This is a genomic window from Chitinophaga rhizosphaerae, assembly GCF_003958645.1.
Lineage (GTDB): Bacteria > Bacteroidota > Bacteroidia > Chitinophagales > Chitinophagaceae > Chitinophaga > Chitinophaga rhizosphaerae.
The window spans coordinates 56,939-71,747 of sequence record NZ_RXLO01000003.1 but is presented as its reverse complement, the minus strand read 5'-3'; the positions used below and the strand labels follow the sequence as shown (position 1 = coordinate 71,747).

12 protein-coding genes are annotated in these 14,809 nt (G+C 57.2%); 3 read left to right on the top strand and 9 right to left on the bottom strand.

Annotation, left to right across the window (positions count from 1 at the left end):
* Nucleotides 1-18 precede the first annotated feature (18 nt).
* The gene (locus tag EJ361_RS07460; protein ID WP_164714125.1) at nt 19-1,143 is read right to left on the bottom strand and encodes a FecR family protein; all 1,125 of its coding nucleotides are present in this window, start codon (nt 1,141-1,143) and stop codon (nt 19-21) included.
* A gap of 87 nt (nt 1,144-1,230) precedes the next feature.
* On the opposite strand from EJ361_RS07460, the gene EJ361_RS07455 reads away from it, so the two are divergent.
* The 3 genes from EJ361_RS07455 to EJ361_RS07445 are packed head-to-tail and all read left to right on the top strand — an operon-like array spanning nt 1,231 to nt 3,101.
* Entirely contained in the window at nt 1,231-1,707 is a 477-nt protein-coding gene (locus tag EJ361_RS07455; protein WP_126244863.1) for a YdeI/OmpD-associated family protein, read from the top strand.
* The gene (locus EJ361_RS07450) at nt 1,704-2,462 is read left to right on the top strand and encodes a class I SAM-dependent methyltransferase (RefSeq protein ID WP_126244862.1); all 759 of its coding nucleotides are present in this window, start codon (nt 1,704-1,706) and stop codon (nt 2,460-2,462) included. Before EJ361_RS07455 ends, EJ361_RS07450 begins: the two co-directional genes overlap by 4 nt.
* A gap of 30 nt (nt 2,463-2,492) precedes the next feature.
* Nucleotides 2,493-3,101, top strand: coding sequence for a hypothetical protein (locus EJ361_RS07445; RefSeq protein ID WP_126244861.1), 609 nt, complete (start codon nt 2,493-2,495; stop codon nt 3,099-3,101).
* A gap of 72 nt (nt 3,102-3,173) precedes the next feature.
* Here the strand turns inward: EJ361_RS07445 and EJ361_RS07440 are convergent, their stop codons facing one another.
* The 8 genes from EJ361_RS07440 to EJ361_RS07405 all read right to left on the bottom strand — a co-directional run bounded on the left by EJ361_RS07440 (nt 3,174) and on the right by EJ361_RS07405 (nt 14,771).
* Nucleotides 3,174-3,950 carry a sterol desaturase family protein gene (locus EJ361_RS07440; RefSeq protein WP_205686952.1) on the bottom strand — a complete coding sequence of 259 codons (777 nt, stop codon included), beginning with the start codon at nt 3,948-3,950 and terminating at the stop codon, nt 3,174-3,176.
* 69 nt (nt 3,951-4,019) lie between these two features.
* Nucleotides 4,020-6,515 carry a zinc-dependent metalloprotease gene (locus EJ361_RS07435; RefSeq protein WP_126244860.1) on the bottom strand — a complete coding sequence of 832 codons (2,496 nt, stop codon included), beginning with the start codon at nt 6,513-6,515 and terminating at the stop codon, nt 4,020-4,022.
* A gap of 18 nt (nt 6,516-6,533) precedes the next feature.
* Complete coding sequence (locus EJ361_RS07430) at nt 6,534-7,064, bottom strand: hypothetical protein (protein ID WP_126244859.1); 531 nt, start codon at nt 7,062-7,064, stop codon at nt 6,534-6,536.
* Between the two features lie 19 nt (nt 7,065-7,083).
* Nucleotides 7,084-7,794, bottom strand: a complete 711-nt coding sequence (locus EJ361_RS07425) for a DUF4397 domain-containing protein (RefSeq protein ID WP_126244858.1) — start codon at nt 7,792-7,794, stop codon at nt 7,084-7,086.
* A gap of 10 nt (nt 7,795-7,804) precedes the next feature.
* The gene (locus tag EJ361_RS07420; protein WP_126244857.1) at nt 7,805-9,277 is read right to left on the bottom strand and encodes a RagB/SusD family nutrient uptake outer membrane protein; all 1,473 of its coding nucleotides are present in this window, start codon (nt 9,275-9,277) and stop codon (nt 7,805-7,807) included.
* 10 nt (nt 9,278-9,287) lie between these two features.
* Nucleotides 9,288-12,773, bottom strand: coding sequence for a SusC/RagA family TonB-linked outer membrane protein (locus tag EJ361_RS07415; protein ID WP_164714124.1), 3,486 nt, complete (start codon nt 12,771-12,773; stop codon nt 9,288-9,290).
* Nucleotides 12,774-12,932: 159 nt separating this feature from the next.
* The gene (locus EJ361_RS07410; RefSeq protein ID WP_240646597.1) at nt 12,933-14,090 is read right to left on the bottom strand and encodes a FecR family protein; all 1,158 of its coding nucleotides are present in this window, start codon (nt 14,088-14,090) and stop codon (nt 12,933-12,935) included.
* Nucleotides 14,091-14,162: 72 nt separating this feature from the next.
* On the bottom strand, nt 14,163-14,771 hold the full coding sequence (locus tag EJ361_RS07405) for an RNA polymerase sigma factor (RefSeq protein ID WP_164714123.1): 609 nt from the start codon (nt 14,769-14,771) through the stop codon (nt 14,163-14,165).
* Between the last annotated feature and the right edge of the window lie 38 nt (nt 14,772-14,809).

The following is a 14,809-nucleotide window of genomic DNA, read 5'->3' as shown; positions in this document are numbered from 1 at the left end:
TTAAACTGTCTAATGTCGCTACGGTCTTACGGTGATCTTTTTCCCGTCTATTTCGAAACGCACACGCCCGGTCATTTCCAGCATCTCCAAAACCCTTGATACGGGCAGGTTCCGCGGGATCGATCCTACGAAGTGGTGTTTCACTTCTCCATTATATATTATTTCGGCACCATACCAGCGCTGTATTTCGCGCATCACTTCGGTAATGGGCTCCCCGCTGAAATTGAACCGCCCTTCTTTCCAGGCGGTCACGGCGCGCATGTCTACCCCATCGGCCACGTACATTTTCCCGTTCTGGCGGACCTGCGCCTGCTGGCCCGGGCTGAGCACCTCGCTCTGTCCGTTCCCCGCCACGCGCACGGCGCCTTCCAGCAGCGAAGTGCGGATCACGGGCTCGTCTTTATAGGCATTGATATTGAAATGCGTCCCCAGTACGTGGACCGTCATCCCGCGGGTGATCACGCGGAAAGGACGGGCGGCGTCTTTGCTGACTTCGAGATAGGCTTCCCCTTCCAGTTCCACGATGCGGTCTTCTCCCCGGAACGCCGTAGGGAAGCGGATCGACGAGGCGGCGTTCAGCCATACCTTGCTGCCGTCTGCCAGGATGAGGCGGAACTGGCATCCTGCCGGCGTGGTCAGGGTATTGAACACCGGAGCGGCTGCCGCGGCACCGGGCTGGTACTCGAGCGCGCCTTCGGCGGATTGCAGGACGCGGGTGCCGCCTTGTGCAGCGATGCCATTGTTACTGGAATCGTCCAGGGCAACGACGGAGCCGTCTGCCAGCATGAGCGTAGGCTTGTTCCCTGCGGGGGAAATGTCGTTTTTGAAACGGACCTCCCTGGCCAGGGGCTCTACGGGCTTATTCGTGGGCCGCAGGAGGAAAAAGGCCGCACCGGCGGCCAGCACCACGGCGGCAGCGGCGGCGTATTTGTATAAGGAGCGGCGAATGGGGCGCTGCTGTACCTTGCCCATGATCCGGGCGTACATCAGCACTTCCAGCGCGTCTTCCTCTTCCCGCGTCAGGGCCGAGACGGGAATTTGCTCCAGGCGGTCGCAATACGCGTCTACGAGGCGTTTTTCAGCCTCGGTAGCGGTACCGTCCAGATAGCGGTCGGTCAACAGAATGAAAGTGTTCTTGTCCATAGGTTTGTACTTATATGTACTGGAATCGGCCCCTCCCCCTACACCCCGACCCGTTTTTTTTCCGAACTTTCTGGAAATTTCCCCGGAATGCCCTCCATCCCATTCGTTGATCATATTTACAGACTGGAAAAATTCGCCGGAAAAGGCGGGTGGACGTACGCTTTCATCCCCGAAGCCCGCCCCGACCCCGGCATCGCGTTCGGCTGGATCCGCGTGCGGGGCAGTATCGACGGATACGATCTCGGCCTCACCCGGCTGATGCCCATGGGCCAGGGCCGCCTTTTCCTCCCTGTAAAAACCGCCATCCAGAAAAAGATCGGGAAAAAGGCGGGCGACGAAGTGCGTATTACGCTCTACAGAGACACGATGCCCGTGATGGTCCCCGAAGTCCTGCAAGCCTGCCTGGACGACGAGCCCGCAGCACTGGAAGCTTTCCGGGCATTGCCGGAAGAACGGCAGAAAACGATCGTTACCTTCGTAAACGCGGCCGAAACACAGGACCAGCAAACCAAACGGATCCTGGAAACCATCGATTTACTCACATATCCCAAAAAGAAACCATGACTTTCAAAGACTTATTCTCCGTCCAATCCGCCAGCTACGCGAAATTCCGTCCGGATTACCCCCCGGCGCTTTATACCTGGCTCGCTGCGCAGACACCGGGGCATGCACAGGCCTGGGACTGCGGTACCGGCAACGGCCAATGTGCCGTTCACCTCGCCGGATTTTACGAAAATGTGTACGCCACCGACCCCAGTGCGCAACAGATCGCCCATGCCACGCCACACAACCGCGTCCGCTATGCCGTGGAGCCCGCGGAAACCTGCGGGCTGCCCGATGCTTCGGCCGATTTGGTGACCGTCGGGCAGGCGCTGCATTGGTTCCGGCCCGAAGCGTATTTCCGGGAAGTGGCGAGGGTTTTGCGGCCCGGGGGGCTCTTCGCCGCGTGGACCTACGGCCTGCCCGAGATCTCGCCGGAGATCGATGCGCTGGTGCTGCAATTGCACGAAGGCCCGCTCGGCACTTACTGGTTGCCGGAAAACCGCATGATCGAAAAAGGCTACGCGGATATCCCGTTCCCTTTCCCGCTGATGGCCGCTCCCGATTTCTATGTGGAAAAATCTTACTCCCGCAGCGATCTGTTCGGGCTGTTCGACACCTGGTCGGCCACGCAACGCTACATCGCCGACCATGGCCGGCATCCGGCGGAAGAAATCGCGGCTCCGCTCATGGCTGTTTGGAGCGAAAATGAAGTGAAAACCCTCCGCTGGCGGCTCGTCGTGAAGGCTGGCCGGCCGCATGAGGCACCGAATTTGTAGCGATAAGGGAAGCATCAAACCCATATCCGCATGAAAAACTTCCCGATAGCGGTCTTCGCTTGCGCAGCCATGGCGGCTTGCGGGCAACCGGAACCGAAACAAACTTCCCAGACTGCCGTTCCGGCGATGGAAGATACGCTCGCGCAAATGCCCGGAGGCGGCCCGAAACAGCAATCCAGCACCAACGAACAACTGTTCCGCACCACCCTCGCGGCTTTCCGGACTGCCGCCACCGCCGGCGACCATGCCACGCTGGAAAAAATGATCCGGTTCCCGCTGCAAACGGCCCCCAAATGGAGCGATGAAGATATCCGCAACGTCCCGCCAGACACGGTTTCGGGCAAACTGACGGAAAAACAGTATTCCCGATACAAAGACAACATCTTCAGCCCCGAGATCAAATCCGCGCTCGAAAAAGAAAATGGGGAAGAAATCCGCGAGATCGCCGCGGGCAGCGAAGATGATTACTACAGCCGCCTCCGCGCGGGGGTAGACAGTTCCGCACCGCTCTACGAAGTCTATCATCAATTCCCCGAAAAAGACGGCAGCCCGGCTACTTATTTCGCGTTCATATTCGGGAAAGTGGGACCGGAATACAAGCTGACGGGATTTTACACGAAGTGGCCCGTCCGGGATTAACGAAAACAGGAAGCCGGGGAGGCTTCCTGCAATGCAGCGTCCGGAAACGGATGCCGGATTTTTACGTGGACTTTATATGCGGGAGGGGCCGAATCGCCGCTCCTGGATGCGATCGTACTCGCCCACGTAACCGGGATGCTCGGTCCCCATCCACCGGTCCCACACCCGGAAATACAATCCGTAATTCCCCCTGAACTTCAGGTGATGGAAATTGTGGAACGTGGACGTGTTGAGGATTTCGAACAACCAGGTCCGCCGGAAGAACTTCGGCATGATCTCGTATCCCAAATGACCGTATACATTGATCACGAGCGACGACAGCGCGAACAGTCCGATCGCCGCCGGATGCATCGGCATGGTAAATACGAGGACGGGCACAACGCCCCCTTCCGCAATGGCCTCCAGTATGTGAAACGAATACGCGGTGAATGGGGAAGGATTGGTCGATTTATGATGCACCAGGTGCGTCAGCCGGAACAGTTTCGGATGATGCAGGACGCGGTGCATCCAGTAAAAATAGGTATCGTGCACCACCAGCGCCAGCACCACACTCAACCCAAACCACCACAAAGGATAAGCGTTGATGTCCGTGTACACGAAAGTATACGGCCGCACGGCGTCAGACAGCGCCAGGATGGCCATCGCCGCCAGCATCACGCTGGAGGAAGACGAATGCAAGATCTCCCGGAAAAAATCGTTCCGCCTTGCTTTCCGCTGCTGGATCTTGCTGGCGCCGAGCTTCGGCGCGAGCATCCAGTAAAAAACGAGAAAGGCCGTTCCGGCGACAAGAAAATAACGGACCATCGTCCAGGCTGTTTCAAGCCCCAATTGTTGCAGTAGCTGGCGCATGATGTGCAATTCGAATATAGGGAACCCGGCGGTCGACCACACACCGGGCCCCTCTGTTAAACAACTGTCTTACTTCTTTTTACCACCCGCTTCGAACGTGTTGCGGATACGCTGGTGCAGATCTTCCAGGTGGATTTTGCTGAAACGGTCGGTGGCTTTGGGAATCGCGGCTTCGATCTCTTTCTGCAAATCCAGCAAATCCGCCCGCACGAGCGAGAAGGCATCGTTTTCCGTAAAGTCTGCCGATGTGCCCATGATGATCGTTCCCAACGCGCCCACGTAGCTTTTCTGCAGGTTGCGGCGGTAATGGCTCGTGATGTTGCCGGTGGCGAGTTCTTTCCAGATCATGTTGTGTAGGGAAGCGAGGTATTCTTCCGGCTGCAATGCCCTGTCGCCAAACTGGTTCCGCAGGCTGAGGAGGCGCGTGAGAATGGCGACGTCGAGCAGGGAGTTGAGCGTTTTCACCTGGATGTCTTCCACGAAATCGGGATATGCCGGCGGGTTGATCATCGTGGTCACGGCGGGGTCCAGCAGCCAGGTAGGCGGTGTAAATACCTGTTTGTCGAAGAAGGAAAGGATTTCCAGCTGGAGGGCTTTCGATACCGGCGCCAGCACTTCACCCTGTGCCCGTTCGCTGCGCGGCGTCCAGGTTTTACTGCCGATATAGGCTACGTTGTGGGAAAGGTAGCGGGTGAACTGGCCTTTCAGTTCGGCGTACAATTCTTCCAGCGATTCAAATTGTCCGCCTTCTTCCTTCGTCCATTCCGGCAGGTTTTTCAGGAGGCGTTTCAGGTTCTCGATGCCGTAGTTGCCGGCTTTGGCGGGATTGTCGCCCAGGTCTTCGCGCTGGTTGCGGGGATCGAAGGAAAACTTTTCGCCGTCGCCGAAATACAGCCGCGGGTTTTGCGCGAGCCGTTGCGTGGTGAGCGCGTCCATCTGTTTTTTATCTTCCCCGAAAGTTTTGGCGCCGTTGAAGCGGTACCCCCATTCGATGGCCCACCGGTCATACTCCCCGATCTTCGGGAACAGGAGTTCCTGCGGGATATTGTCTTCCGGCTGCGCTACGTAATTGAAGCGCGCGTAATCCATGATACTGGCGGTGTGACCGTGCCTGGCGAGGTATTTTTTGCTCCGCAGGCTATCTACCGGCGTACGGCTGCTGCTGCCGAAGTTATGCGCCAGGCCGAGGGTGTGGCCTACTTCGTGGCTGGATACGAAACGGACCAGTTCGCCCATGAGCTTATCGTCGAAGCGGGGCTTGCGGGCCTGGGGGTCGTTCACGGCCGACTGGATGAAGTACCAGTTGCGGAGGAGTTTCATGATGTTGTGGTACCACCCGATGTGCGTTTGGAGGATTTCTCCGCTGCGGGGGTCGTGGATGTTGGGGCCGTACGCATTGGGAATGTCGGAAGGGAGATAGCGGATGAAGGAGAAGCGCGCGTCGTCCATATCGATGCTATCCGATTCGGGCCATTCCTTTCCTACGATGGCATTTTTAAACCCGGCCTGTTCGAACGCTTTCTGCCAGTCGTTCACCCCCTCGATGAGGTATTTGCGCCATTGCTTCGGCGTGGCGGGATCGATGTAAATTACGATGGGCTTCGCCGGTTCCACCAGTTCGCCGCGTTTATACTTCGCCCAATCTTCCGGCTTCGGCTCCAGGCGCCAGCGGTGTACGAAGTTCCGCTTTTCCGTTTTCTGCTGGTTGTCGGCGAAGTAGAAAGCGTAATCGGACAGGTAACCCACGCGCTTGTCCAGGCCACGCTGGACCATCGGCTGTTCTGGCAGGAGGATGAAGGAAGTGTTCGTCACCACGGAAGCCGGCGCATTGGCGGGAATGCCGAAATCGCTGTTGCCTTTGGCGTTGCCGTTTTTGCTGATGCGGAATTCCATGTTGATGGGATAGGCTTTCACCGATTCCACCAAAATGTCCTTGAAAGTATTTTTATCCACCACCTTCGAATTGTACTGATCATTGACGTCGTTGAACAGTCCGGTAGCGTTTTTGATATAAGCGCCCGCATCGATCACGAAGCTTTTGCCGTCTTTCCCGTATGCCTTGATGGGGAAGATTGCGGCCACGGCGTTATAATACGAGGCTTCCACGGATTTATAGATTTGCTGGTCTTTGTCTGCCATGCCCATCACGGAAATATACATCAGGCGGATGGTGGAGTCTGCGTCATTCTTTACGAACCGAACGGTTTGATGGCCGATTTCCTCACCGCTGTAAATATTAGCGCCGCCGGGTCCTTTCACGAGGCGGTTGATCGTCTGAACATCTCGCCCCAGCAGTGTTTGCGGGATTTCGAAATAGAACGTGTCTCGGTTTTGGTGAACGGTAAAAAGGCCGCTCCGCGTGATGTATTCTTTAGTGACCACTTCACTGAAAGGCTTGATGGTATTGCGCGGATCCGTTGCTGGAGGGGCGGCCGGTTTTTTGGTGGTGTCTTTCACTTCTCCGGGGATGAATTCCGCGGGGATCGGGATGGGGATCGTTTGTGCGCGCCCCTGGGCCGCAACCGCCAGCAGTGCGCCGGCGAGCGTAATGGAACGTATGTTCATAGCTGGTTCGTATGGGAATTATTGTATCCGGGCGCTGGCCTGGATACCGGGTAATTGATGCAGTTTCTGGATGTAGGCGGATGCGCGGGCGGATGATCCGGCGTCGTAGAGGAAAATCAGCGGAGCCGATTGTCCGAAGGCGCTGGTGGCCTGGAAGGTTTCGCTACGGAAGCCGGTGCCGCGGCCCTCGCGGAGATCGACGAGCACACCGCTGAAGCCTTGCTGCTGGAGGATCTGGATGGCTCCCGGCGCAAAGGGCTCATACATCTTCACCAGTTGCATCGCCATGGAATCTACCCCTCCGCCGGAAAGGCGCACGGAATAAAAGCGCCGGCCTTCCACCAGGGTATCGCCGTAAGAGAACCCCCGGTTCCCGGGCGTTACTGAAACGCCGCCGTCCGCGAAGCTGGCGGCACTTTCCCACTCCACTCCGCCGCCGATCATCTTCGGCAGTTTCTTTCTTTCTCCGGGAGAATCCGTCGGCGCACAACCGAAAAAGGTCCCCGTTAGCAGCATAAGGCATGCTGCCTGATTAATTAATCGCGTCATATGGTTTATTGTTTTTCTGCTATTTATGCGGTATCAGCATCACTGACAGGCCCTGCGCTTTTCCGATGAGCGCCAGGGTAAAATTTTTGTTCCGCCAGGCATTGGTTTCCACGTTGCTGCCAGGTGCGGCAACAGTATATCGCGCGGCTTCCACGCCGGTTGTTTTGATGATGAAACGTACGGTCATATCTCCGGCGGCGGCGTTGGCCGGCATAACCTGGAACCCCGTATACCCGCGGTAAGCGAGGCCCGCGGCGGTTTCCTTTCCGTCGATTTCCACTTTCACGTCCGGCAACCCGGCCGACAAATGCATGAACCGCAGTCCAAACGTGCTGTCGGCCAACCGGTGCCACGGCAGCTGCTCGGAAACCTGCAACAGATCGGGGTGCTGTTTCGTCCCGCTCACAAACACCGATTGCATCTGCCCGGCGGCCAGTTCCAATTGTAAAGCCGCCATGGCCTTCCCGGTATCCGGAAAGGCGAACAGCCGGAGCTGATGCGTTCCGGCCGCATATCCCGTCAGCTCGTGATCCGACGGAATGCCGTACATCAGCCGGTTAACGTCCAGGTAATACATTTTCGACAGGTCCATACCATAATCGGTAACGAGCGCCGGTGCATCGGTTACCGCGTTGTGGATACGCAGGAACGCGGGCCGGGGAGCCGGATCGTCTTTCCCGCAGGAGGCCGCGGCAAGGGCGGCTATGATCATTAAGGCAATTTTCTTCATGTGGCAAAGTTTAATAACCGGGGTTCTGCTGCAGGTTCGGATTGTTCAGCATTTCGTTGTGAGGGATGGGGTAAAGGAACTGGTGATCGCCCGCCCATGGCTGCTTCCAGCTGCAGGCCGACAATACCGCCCGGGCTGCGCCCGTTCTGCGGAGGTCCATCCAGCGGTGGCCCCATTCACCGAACAATTCCACCCTTCGCTCATGCATAACGGCCGCTTCCACTTCCGCGTCCGTCAGCGTAGCGGGCAGTGGATCCGTGAGGCCCGCACGTGCGCGCAGGAGGTTGACGAGGCGGAGGGCTTCTGTCTTATCTTTCGGACCTTTCAGCACCGCTTCCGCACGGATCAGGTATACTTCCGCGAGACGGATCATCATGTTGTATTCCGTCAGTTCTCCTCCGGCCACCGCCGAATGCTTGCCGGTTTTGTATTTGTAAGGATAATACTTCACGGTCCCGGTGAAAGTATTCGGCCCGCTCCATTGCACCTTCCGCAAATCGCCCGGCTCGAAAGCCGCCAGCAGCTCATCCGTCAGGTACCAGTACAAACCTCCCGTAGCCAGGGGATTGGGCAGCAGCTGCGAACCTTCGGCGCTCGCATTCCCGATGTAGCGGTGCGCCGCGTCCTGCTTCAATTGCCAGATCGCTTCCGGGCTGTTCTTCAAAAACACATCATCGGGTTGCCCCGCCAGTTCATAGTGGCCGTTATCGATCACTTCTTTCGCCAGCGTTGCTGCGCCCGGCCAGTTTTGATCGTAGAGATATACCCTGGCCAGCAGGGCTTTCGCGGCAGATTTGTTGGGTTTGATGCGCTCGCCCGATTGTGTGCCGTAATCTTCGTTCAGCAATTCCACCGCCTGCTGCAGATCTTTCCGGATTTGCGCCCACACCTGTACAGCGGGTGTCTTGGGCATGAGGCGCGTTTCGTTGAAGTTGGTCGTCAACACCAGCGGCACATCGCCGAAAAGGTTCACCATCTGGAAATAAACGAACGCGCGAACGAACTTCGCTTCTCCCGTCAACTGGCTGCGGACATCGCTCGTGAGTTTTGCCGACGTGGAAGCCGCGATGCCTTCCAGCACCGCATTCGCATCGTAAATATTCTTGTACGCAGCTTCCCACATTTTATAAGTCACGGAGGAGCTCATCTCCCGCGACAACCTGTTGGCGGTAAAATCCTGGATGGGCCTGTTGTTCGTTTGAGCGAAGCGGTAATCATCGGCCGACATCGAGGCCAGCATGCTCACCATACCGCCGCCGATCGAGGAGAACGCAGGTTCTTCCACCTGCTCGCCGTTCACCATTTTGGTGTAAATACCGGCCATGGCGGAAATCGCTTTTTCGTTCGAATCGAACACTTTCGCCGTGGTGACGCTGCTGATCGGCTGGTCGATGTCCAGCAGCTTGTCGCAGCCGCCAGCGGCCAGCGCAACGGGTGCAAAAGCGAGCAATAATATCTTTCGGATGTTATATCTGTGTTGCATGAAGATCAGGTTATAGTTGAATGGATACGCCGCCGGTGAATGCTTTGGCCGGCGGCATCATGCCGAAGGCGTACGACTCGGGGTCCAGGCCTTTGTAGTTGGTGATGACGAATACGTTCTGCGCCTGTACGAAGAACCGGCACCCTTTCAACCGGGCGGCTTTCGTCCAGCTATCGGGCAGCGAATAGCCGGCGGTGAGGTTCGTGAGGCGGAGGAATTTCACATCCGTATATATGCCGTCGGAATCGCGCAGCAGGTTATGCCCGCCCTGGTCTTTGGTGCTCAGCGCCGCGAACTTCTTGTGATCGCCGGGTTTCTGCCAGTAATTGCCCAGCAGCTCGCGCGGCTGGTTGTTCATTTTTCCGGGATAATCGGCCATGAATACGGCGTCTGTCTGCCACTGGCGGCGGAAGGTAAATGCGGCGTTGATGTCGAACCCGCCGATCGTAAGCCCGGAGCCGAAACCACCGAAATATTCGGGCGACAGATCGAGCGCCACCGCGCGGTCGTCGAATCCGGAGAGCGGCTGCTGGCTGGCGTCGATGTTAACGGTACCGTCTTTCGTCACGTCTTCGAACACATACCTGCCCGTCATCGGGTCTACACCGAGGCTGCGGAGCAGGTAACGGGTATTGAGTGAATGACCGACCAGATATTGCGCGGCATAGGGCGACCGTTCGATGCCGGGATAAGAAACGAGTGTGTTCCGGTTTTGGGAGATGTTGAACCAGGCGGTCCAGCGGAGCTTTTGGGTTTGGATAAGCGTAGCGTTCAGCGCAACTTCCACGCCGCTGTTCTCCACGTTCGCCGGCCAATTGGCCACTACCGATTTGAAACCGGTCATGATCGGCGTGGGGAATTCCGTGAGCTGATTGTTGCAGCGTTCGTTGTAATACGCGAGTTCCAGCGTAATTCGGTCATTGAGGAAACCGGCAGACAGCGCCGCTTCCCATTTCCTGTTCGCCTGCCAGTGGTAATTGGGGTTGACGGCGATCTGGCTCGTCAGCGGCGGAATACCGTCGTACGGATACATGAATTCATTGCTGACGGTGTTGGACCATTGCGTGAGGTATTTGTAGTCGCCCACGTTATCGCTGCCGGTGATGCCGTAGCTGCCGCGGACCTTCAGGAGCGATATGGCTTCCGGCATCCACGACTTCACGAACGCTTCTTCCGATGCAATCCAGGATGCGCCTACCGAACCGAAATTACCGTATCGGTTAGACGGCCCGAAACGGGAAGAGCCATCGCGGCGAACGTTCACATTGAGGAAGTACCGGTCCATCAGATTGTAGGTTGCCCGTCCGAACAGGGCGGCATATTTATACTGGCCATAGTAGGCGGTAACGAGGTGATAAGGTGCGAGCTGAATCGATTCTATGAAATCATCCGACGCATATCCATATCCGACGTAGGTGTTCGCTTTCGTGGTATTGTACTGGTAAGTGGCGCCGGCGAGCAGGCTCAGCTTGCCTTTCCAGATATTGTGATGGTAATTGACCTGCGGTTCCACGATCCAGTTGGTGATGTTGTTGGAACCGGAACTATGCCAGCCCATGGGGAAGGAAAGCGGGTTTTGCGCCGCCAGCGGAAGGAGCGACTGTACACTGTTCTGGATGTTGTTGAAGCCGATGTTGGAAGAAATGGACAATCCGGGCAGCAGTTCGTAATGCAGGTTGAGGCTGCTGGTGAGCAGGTGTGTTCCCGAGCTGGCGGGCGCTTCCAGCGTTTGGAAAGGAAAATTGCTGCCGATGCCCGCGTCGTTCCATTCCTTGTAATTCAACTTTCCGTCGGCACCGTAAATAGCCGGTGCGTTGGGCGCGATGGTGAATGCGGGAACGGTGGGCCGGGTATCCACTTTCGACCAGGAGTAGTTATTGCTGAACTGCATCCTGAATTTCTTACTGATGGATGAATGCCCGATGTTGGTGGCAAGGCTGATCCTTTCATTGGAGCCCGAGGTCGACAAGATCTCTTCCTGCCGCTCGTATGCCCCGCTGAGCCTGAACTGCGTGTTGTATCCGCCGCTGCTGAGGGAGAGCATGGCTTTGGTGATCTTCCCGGTTTTTCCCCACATATCTTTCTGCCAATCGGTATACCGCGTTGTGTCCCAAACCGTGAGGTCGGGCGCTGTGGCGGGGTTGGCGATGAGGCCGTCGTTGGCGAGCGCTTCGCGCCGCAGGGCCAGGTATTCCTTCGTATCGAGGAGGTCCCAATACCGGTCGATGATGTTTATCCCCTGGGAAATATTCACATCGAAAACGGATTGCCCTGCAACTTTCGCTTTTTTGGTGGTAACGAGTATCACCCCGTTGGCGCCGCGGGAACCGTAGATCGCCGTTGCATCCGCATCTTTCAATACTTCGATGCTTTCGATATCGTTGGGATTGATGTTGAAGAAGGGGCTTTGTCCGCCGTTGGATGTGCCCACATCGCCCTGCATTACGCCGCCGGAACCGCCTTCATAACTGCCCGTGCGCTCCATCAGGGTCAGCGGTACGCCGTCGATGATATAGAGCGGATCGCTGGTAAAACCGTTGTTAATGCTTTTACGCCCCCGCAGCTCGATGCGTACGCGGCCTGCCGCGCCACCGCCGATCGGCGTCACGGAAAGGCCCGGGACCCTTCCCTGCAGTGCGATCATGGGGTTCATGTTATTCTGCCGGCCGATGTCTTCCGCGCTCACTTTCGCGATGTTGCCGGTAGCGGACCGCCTGGTGGTTTTGCCATATCCCTGAACGATGACCTGGTCCAGCTGATTGTCTGCCACCTGCATGATCACCATGATCTCTTTCTGTCCGCTCAACGGATATTCCCCGGTCGTATACCCGAGATAACTGACCACCAGCACATCATTGGGATCGATGCCCTTGAGGGAAAACTTTCCGCCGCCATCGGTGAGCGTGCCTTTGCCGGTGCGTTTCACGATGACGGACGCGTTGGCGAGCGGGTCCATGTCGGCGTTGAGCACCATGCCTGAAACCTCCGCGGCGGAAGGAGCCTGCGCCCCTTCCCCGGGATCTGCGGCGGTACTGGCAGGGTTTTCACGAACAGGGCGGGCGGCCACGAAGATGGTTTTGCCGTCGATATGATAAGTGAGCGGCTGGCGCTCGAATACGAGATCGAGAAAGTTCCGCAACGGCATGTTTTGCGCCTGTAGCGACACGGGCCGGGCATTGGAAAACAGGGTGCTGTTACCGAACACCACGAATCCCGTTTGCTTTTTAACGGCCGAAAAAACCTGTCCCAGCGGGATGTTTTTGCCGGAGAGCGTTACCGTTTGCGAAACGGCTTCGGCATGGAGGTTCAGGAAAGCTGCGGTTAGCAGGATAAACGTCAATCTCATCGCCAGAACGAATACTTTGCTGTGGGCGCGGCGCCCCGCCACTGCTCGCGGCAACACCGCAGACATAATACTGGTCAGTAACCGGCGTGCTACGGGCCGGCCATGGGCGGCGCACACGGAGGCGCCATACCCATTCGCAGTTTTTTGCATAACTTGCATGAGTTTGGTTGAAAAAAAATTACCAGTCAGTGATTTCAGATCAGCCCGACATTCACCGGAAGCGCTTCGACCCGCTTCCGGTTCTGTTTTTACGGGCATCCCCGATCCGGCAGCCCCTATAGACCGCCGGGCATTTTTTCGGATAACAGTTTATGGATAAACGACCAGCCTTCTGCCCTCTTCCATTCTGAAGCGGACGCCCGCTCCTTCCAGGCCTTTGAGCATTCCGGCCAGGCTCACATCCCTGCTCATGGCGCCGTAAAAACGGATGTCGGGAATGCCTTTTTCGTATACGATCGTTATGTCGTACCATCTCGCCAGTTGCCGCATCGCTTCTTCCAGCGGCATACCGTCGAAATCGAATAATCCGTTTTTCCAGGCTACGGCTTTTTCCGTATCCGCCTCCCGTACTACCGTGACGCCGTTTTTCACATTCGCCTGCTGGCCCGGTGCGAGGGTTACCGTACCGGAAGTGCGGCTCACTTTTACGGAACCCTGCATCAGCGTGGTTTTGGTTTCGCTATCGTCCGGGTATGCATTGATGTTGAATTCCGTTCCCAGCACCTCCACCGTTGTGCCGCCGTTTATGACGGCGCGGAAGGGTTTGGATTTATCTTTCGCCACTTCGAAATACGCTTCGCCCATAATTTCCACGCGCCGCTCCCCGCTGGTGAACGCTGTGGGGTAACGGAGGGTGCTGGCGGCGTTCAGCCATACTTTGGTGCCGTCGGGCAGGCGCAATTGGTATTGCCGGCCGCGCGGGGTAGACATGGTGTTGAACTGCACTTCGCTGCCGCCGGCGGCGGAAGGGTCGTAGGTCAGTTGTCCGTTCCTGACGGCCACGAGTGCGCCGGCCTGTGCACCGATGGTATCGTTTTCCAGGGAATCGAGGCGTACCTGCCGGCCGTCTGCCAGGGTGAGGATGGCGCCGTTGCTGCCGGGTGCGATCTGTTCGAGTAGATCAGCCGAGGAAACCGGAGATTTCTTTTCGGGCTGCAGGAGCCACATGCTGATGCCGACAATTGCGGCCGCGGCGGCGGCCCAGCCCCAGGTGCGCATTTTGCGGAAGCGGGGCTCGCGGGCTGGGGTTTCTTCGTGTCCCAGAATATTGCGGAGCCGCGATTCCAGGCGGAGGCGGAGGGCTTCGGGCATGGGCTCGTCGTAACTGCGGTCCAGCTGTTCGAAGATGAGCTCCCCGGCGAGGGGGGCCGTTTCTTCCGCCGAAAGCCACGCCACGAGCCGGTCCACCTCTTCGGGCGAACAGTCGTTATCCATCAGTTTCCGGTACAAAACGGCATATTCGTTCATTGGCTCCACGGTTCCATTTTAATAAAGACGTTTCGGGATTTCCAGGAAGGGGGGTATGGAGGAAAAAATATTTTACAGCGATCGGTGCAGCACATACAGCAGCAGCAACCCCAGCGAAATATCGATGTGCTCGGCCAGGTAGGCGCGCACGGCATGGTTGGCTTTGGTGAAATATTCCTTGACGGTGTGGGGAGAAATCCCCATTTCCTCCGCGGCTTCGCGATAGGTTTTGCCCTCCATCCGGCAGAGGCGGAACGCTTTCTGCTGCTGGGGAGACAGGGCATCGAGGGCGCGCGCCAGCAAGGCCTGGCTGTCTTTCAGGTTAAATATTTCCTCTATGTGATTGTAGTTTTCGGAAGCTACCTGCCGGAAGTGGCCGTACAGATCCTGGTCGCGCTTCAGTTTGCGGTAGAAATCGATCATGAGGTGGTACCCGGCGCGAAACAGGTAAGCCTTGAAGCTTTTTTCCACCTGCAGCGATTCCCGCTTTTGCCAGATGCGGGAAAAGAGGTCCTGCACCAGTTCTTCGGCGATGGTTTCATCTTTGACCATCCGCAGAAAATTCCGGTAAAGTGTACCGCTGTATTGCCAGTAAAGTGTGGTGAACGCTTTTTCATCGCCTTTTGCCACCTGCAAAAGCAACTCGCTGTCCTGTATGCCTGTTGTATCCTCCCCTGTCATGCCACGTAGTTTGGTTGATCGCGCATCCGAACTACAAT

Excerpts from the sequence above, each read along its gene's own strand:
- EJ361_RS07460 (WP_164714125.1), bottom strand. The coding sequence starts at position 1,143 with ATGGACAAGAACACTTTCATTCTGTTGACCGACCGCTATCTGGACGGT.
- EJ361_RS07455 (WP_126244863.1), top strand. The coding sequence starts at position 1,231 with ATGCCCTCCATCCCATTCGTTGATCATATTTACAGACTGGAAAAATTC.
- EJ361_RS07450 (WP_126244862.1), top strand. The coding sequence starts at position 1,704 with ATGACTTTCAAAGACTTATTCTCCGTCCAATCCGCCAGCTACGCGAAA.
- EJ361_RS07445 (WP_126244861.1), top strand. The coding sequence starts at position 2,493 with ATGAAAAACTTCCCGATAGCGGTCTTCGCTTGCGCAGCCATGGCGGCT.
- EJ361_RS07440 (WP_205686952.1), bottom strand. The coding sequence starts at position 3,950 with ATGCGCCAGCTACTGCAACAATTGGGGCTTGAAACAGCCTGGACGATG.
- EJ361_RS07435 (WP_126244860.1), bottom strand. The coding sequence starts at position 6,515 with ATGAACATACGTTCCATTACGCTCGCCGGCGCACTGCTGGCGGTTGCG.
- EJ361_RS07430 (WP_126244859.1), bottom strand. The coding sequence starts at position 7,064 with ATGACGCGATTAATTAATCAGGCAGCATGCCTTATGCTGCTAACGGGG.
- EJ361_RS07425 (WP_126244858.1), bottom strand. The coding sequence starts at position 7,794 with ATGAAGAAAATTGCCTTAATGATCATAGCCGCCCTTGCCGCGGCCTCC.
- EJ361_RS07420 (WP_126244857.1), bottom strand. The coding sequence starts at position 9,277 with ATGCAACACAGATATAACATCCGAAAGATATTATTGCTCGCTTTTGCA.
- EJ361_RS07415 (WP_164714124.1), bottom strand. The coding sequence starts at position 12,773 with ATGCAAAAAACTGCGAATGGGTATGGCGCCTCCGTGTGCGCCGCCCAT.
- EJ361_RS07410 (WP_240646597.1), bottom strand. The coding sequence starts at position 14,090 with ATGAACGAATATGCCGTTTTGTACCGGAAACTGATGGATAACGACTGT.
- EJ361_RS07405 (WP_164714123.1), bottom strand. The coding sequence starts at position 14,771 with ATGACAGGGGAGGATACAACAGGCATACAGGACAGCGAGTTGCTTTTG.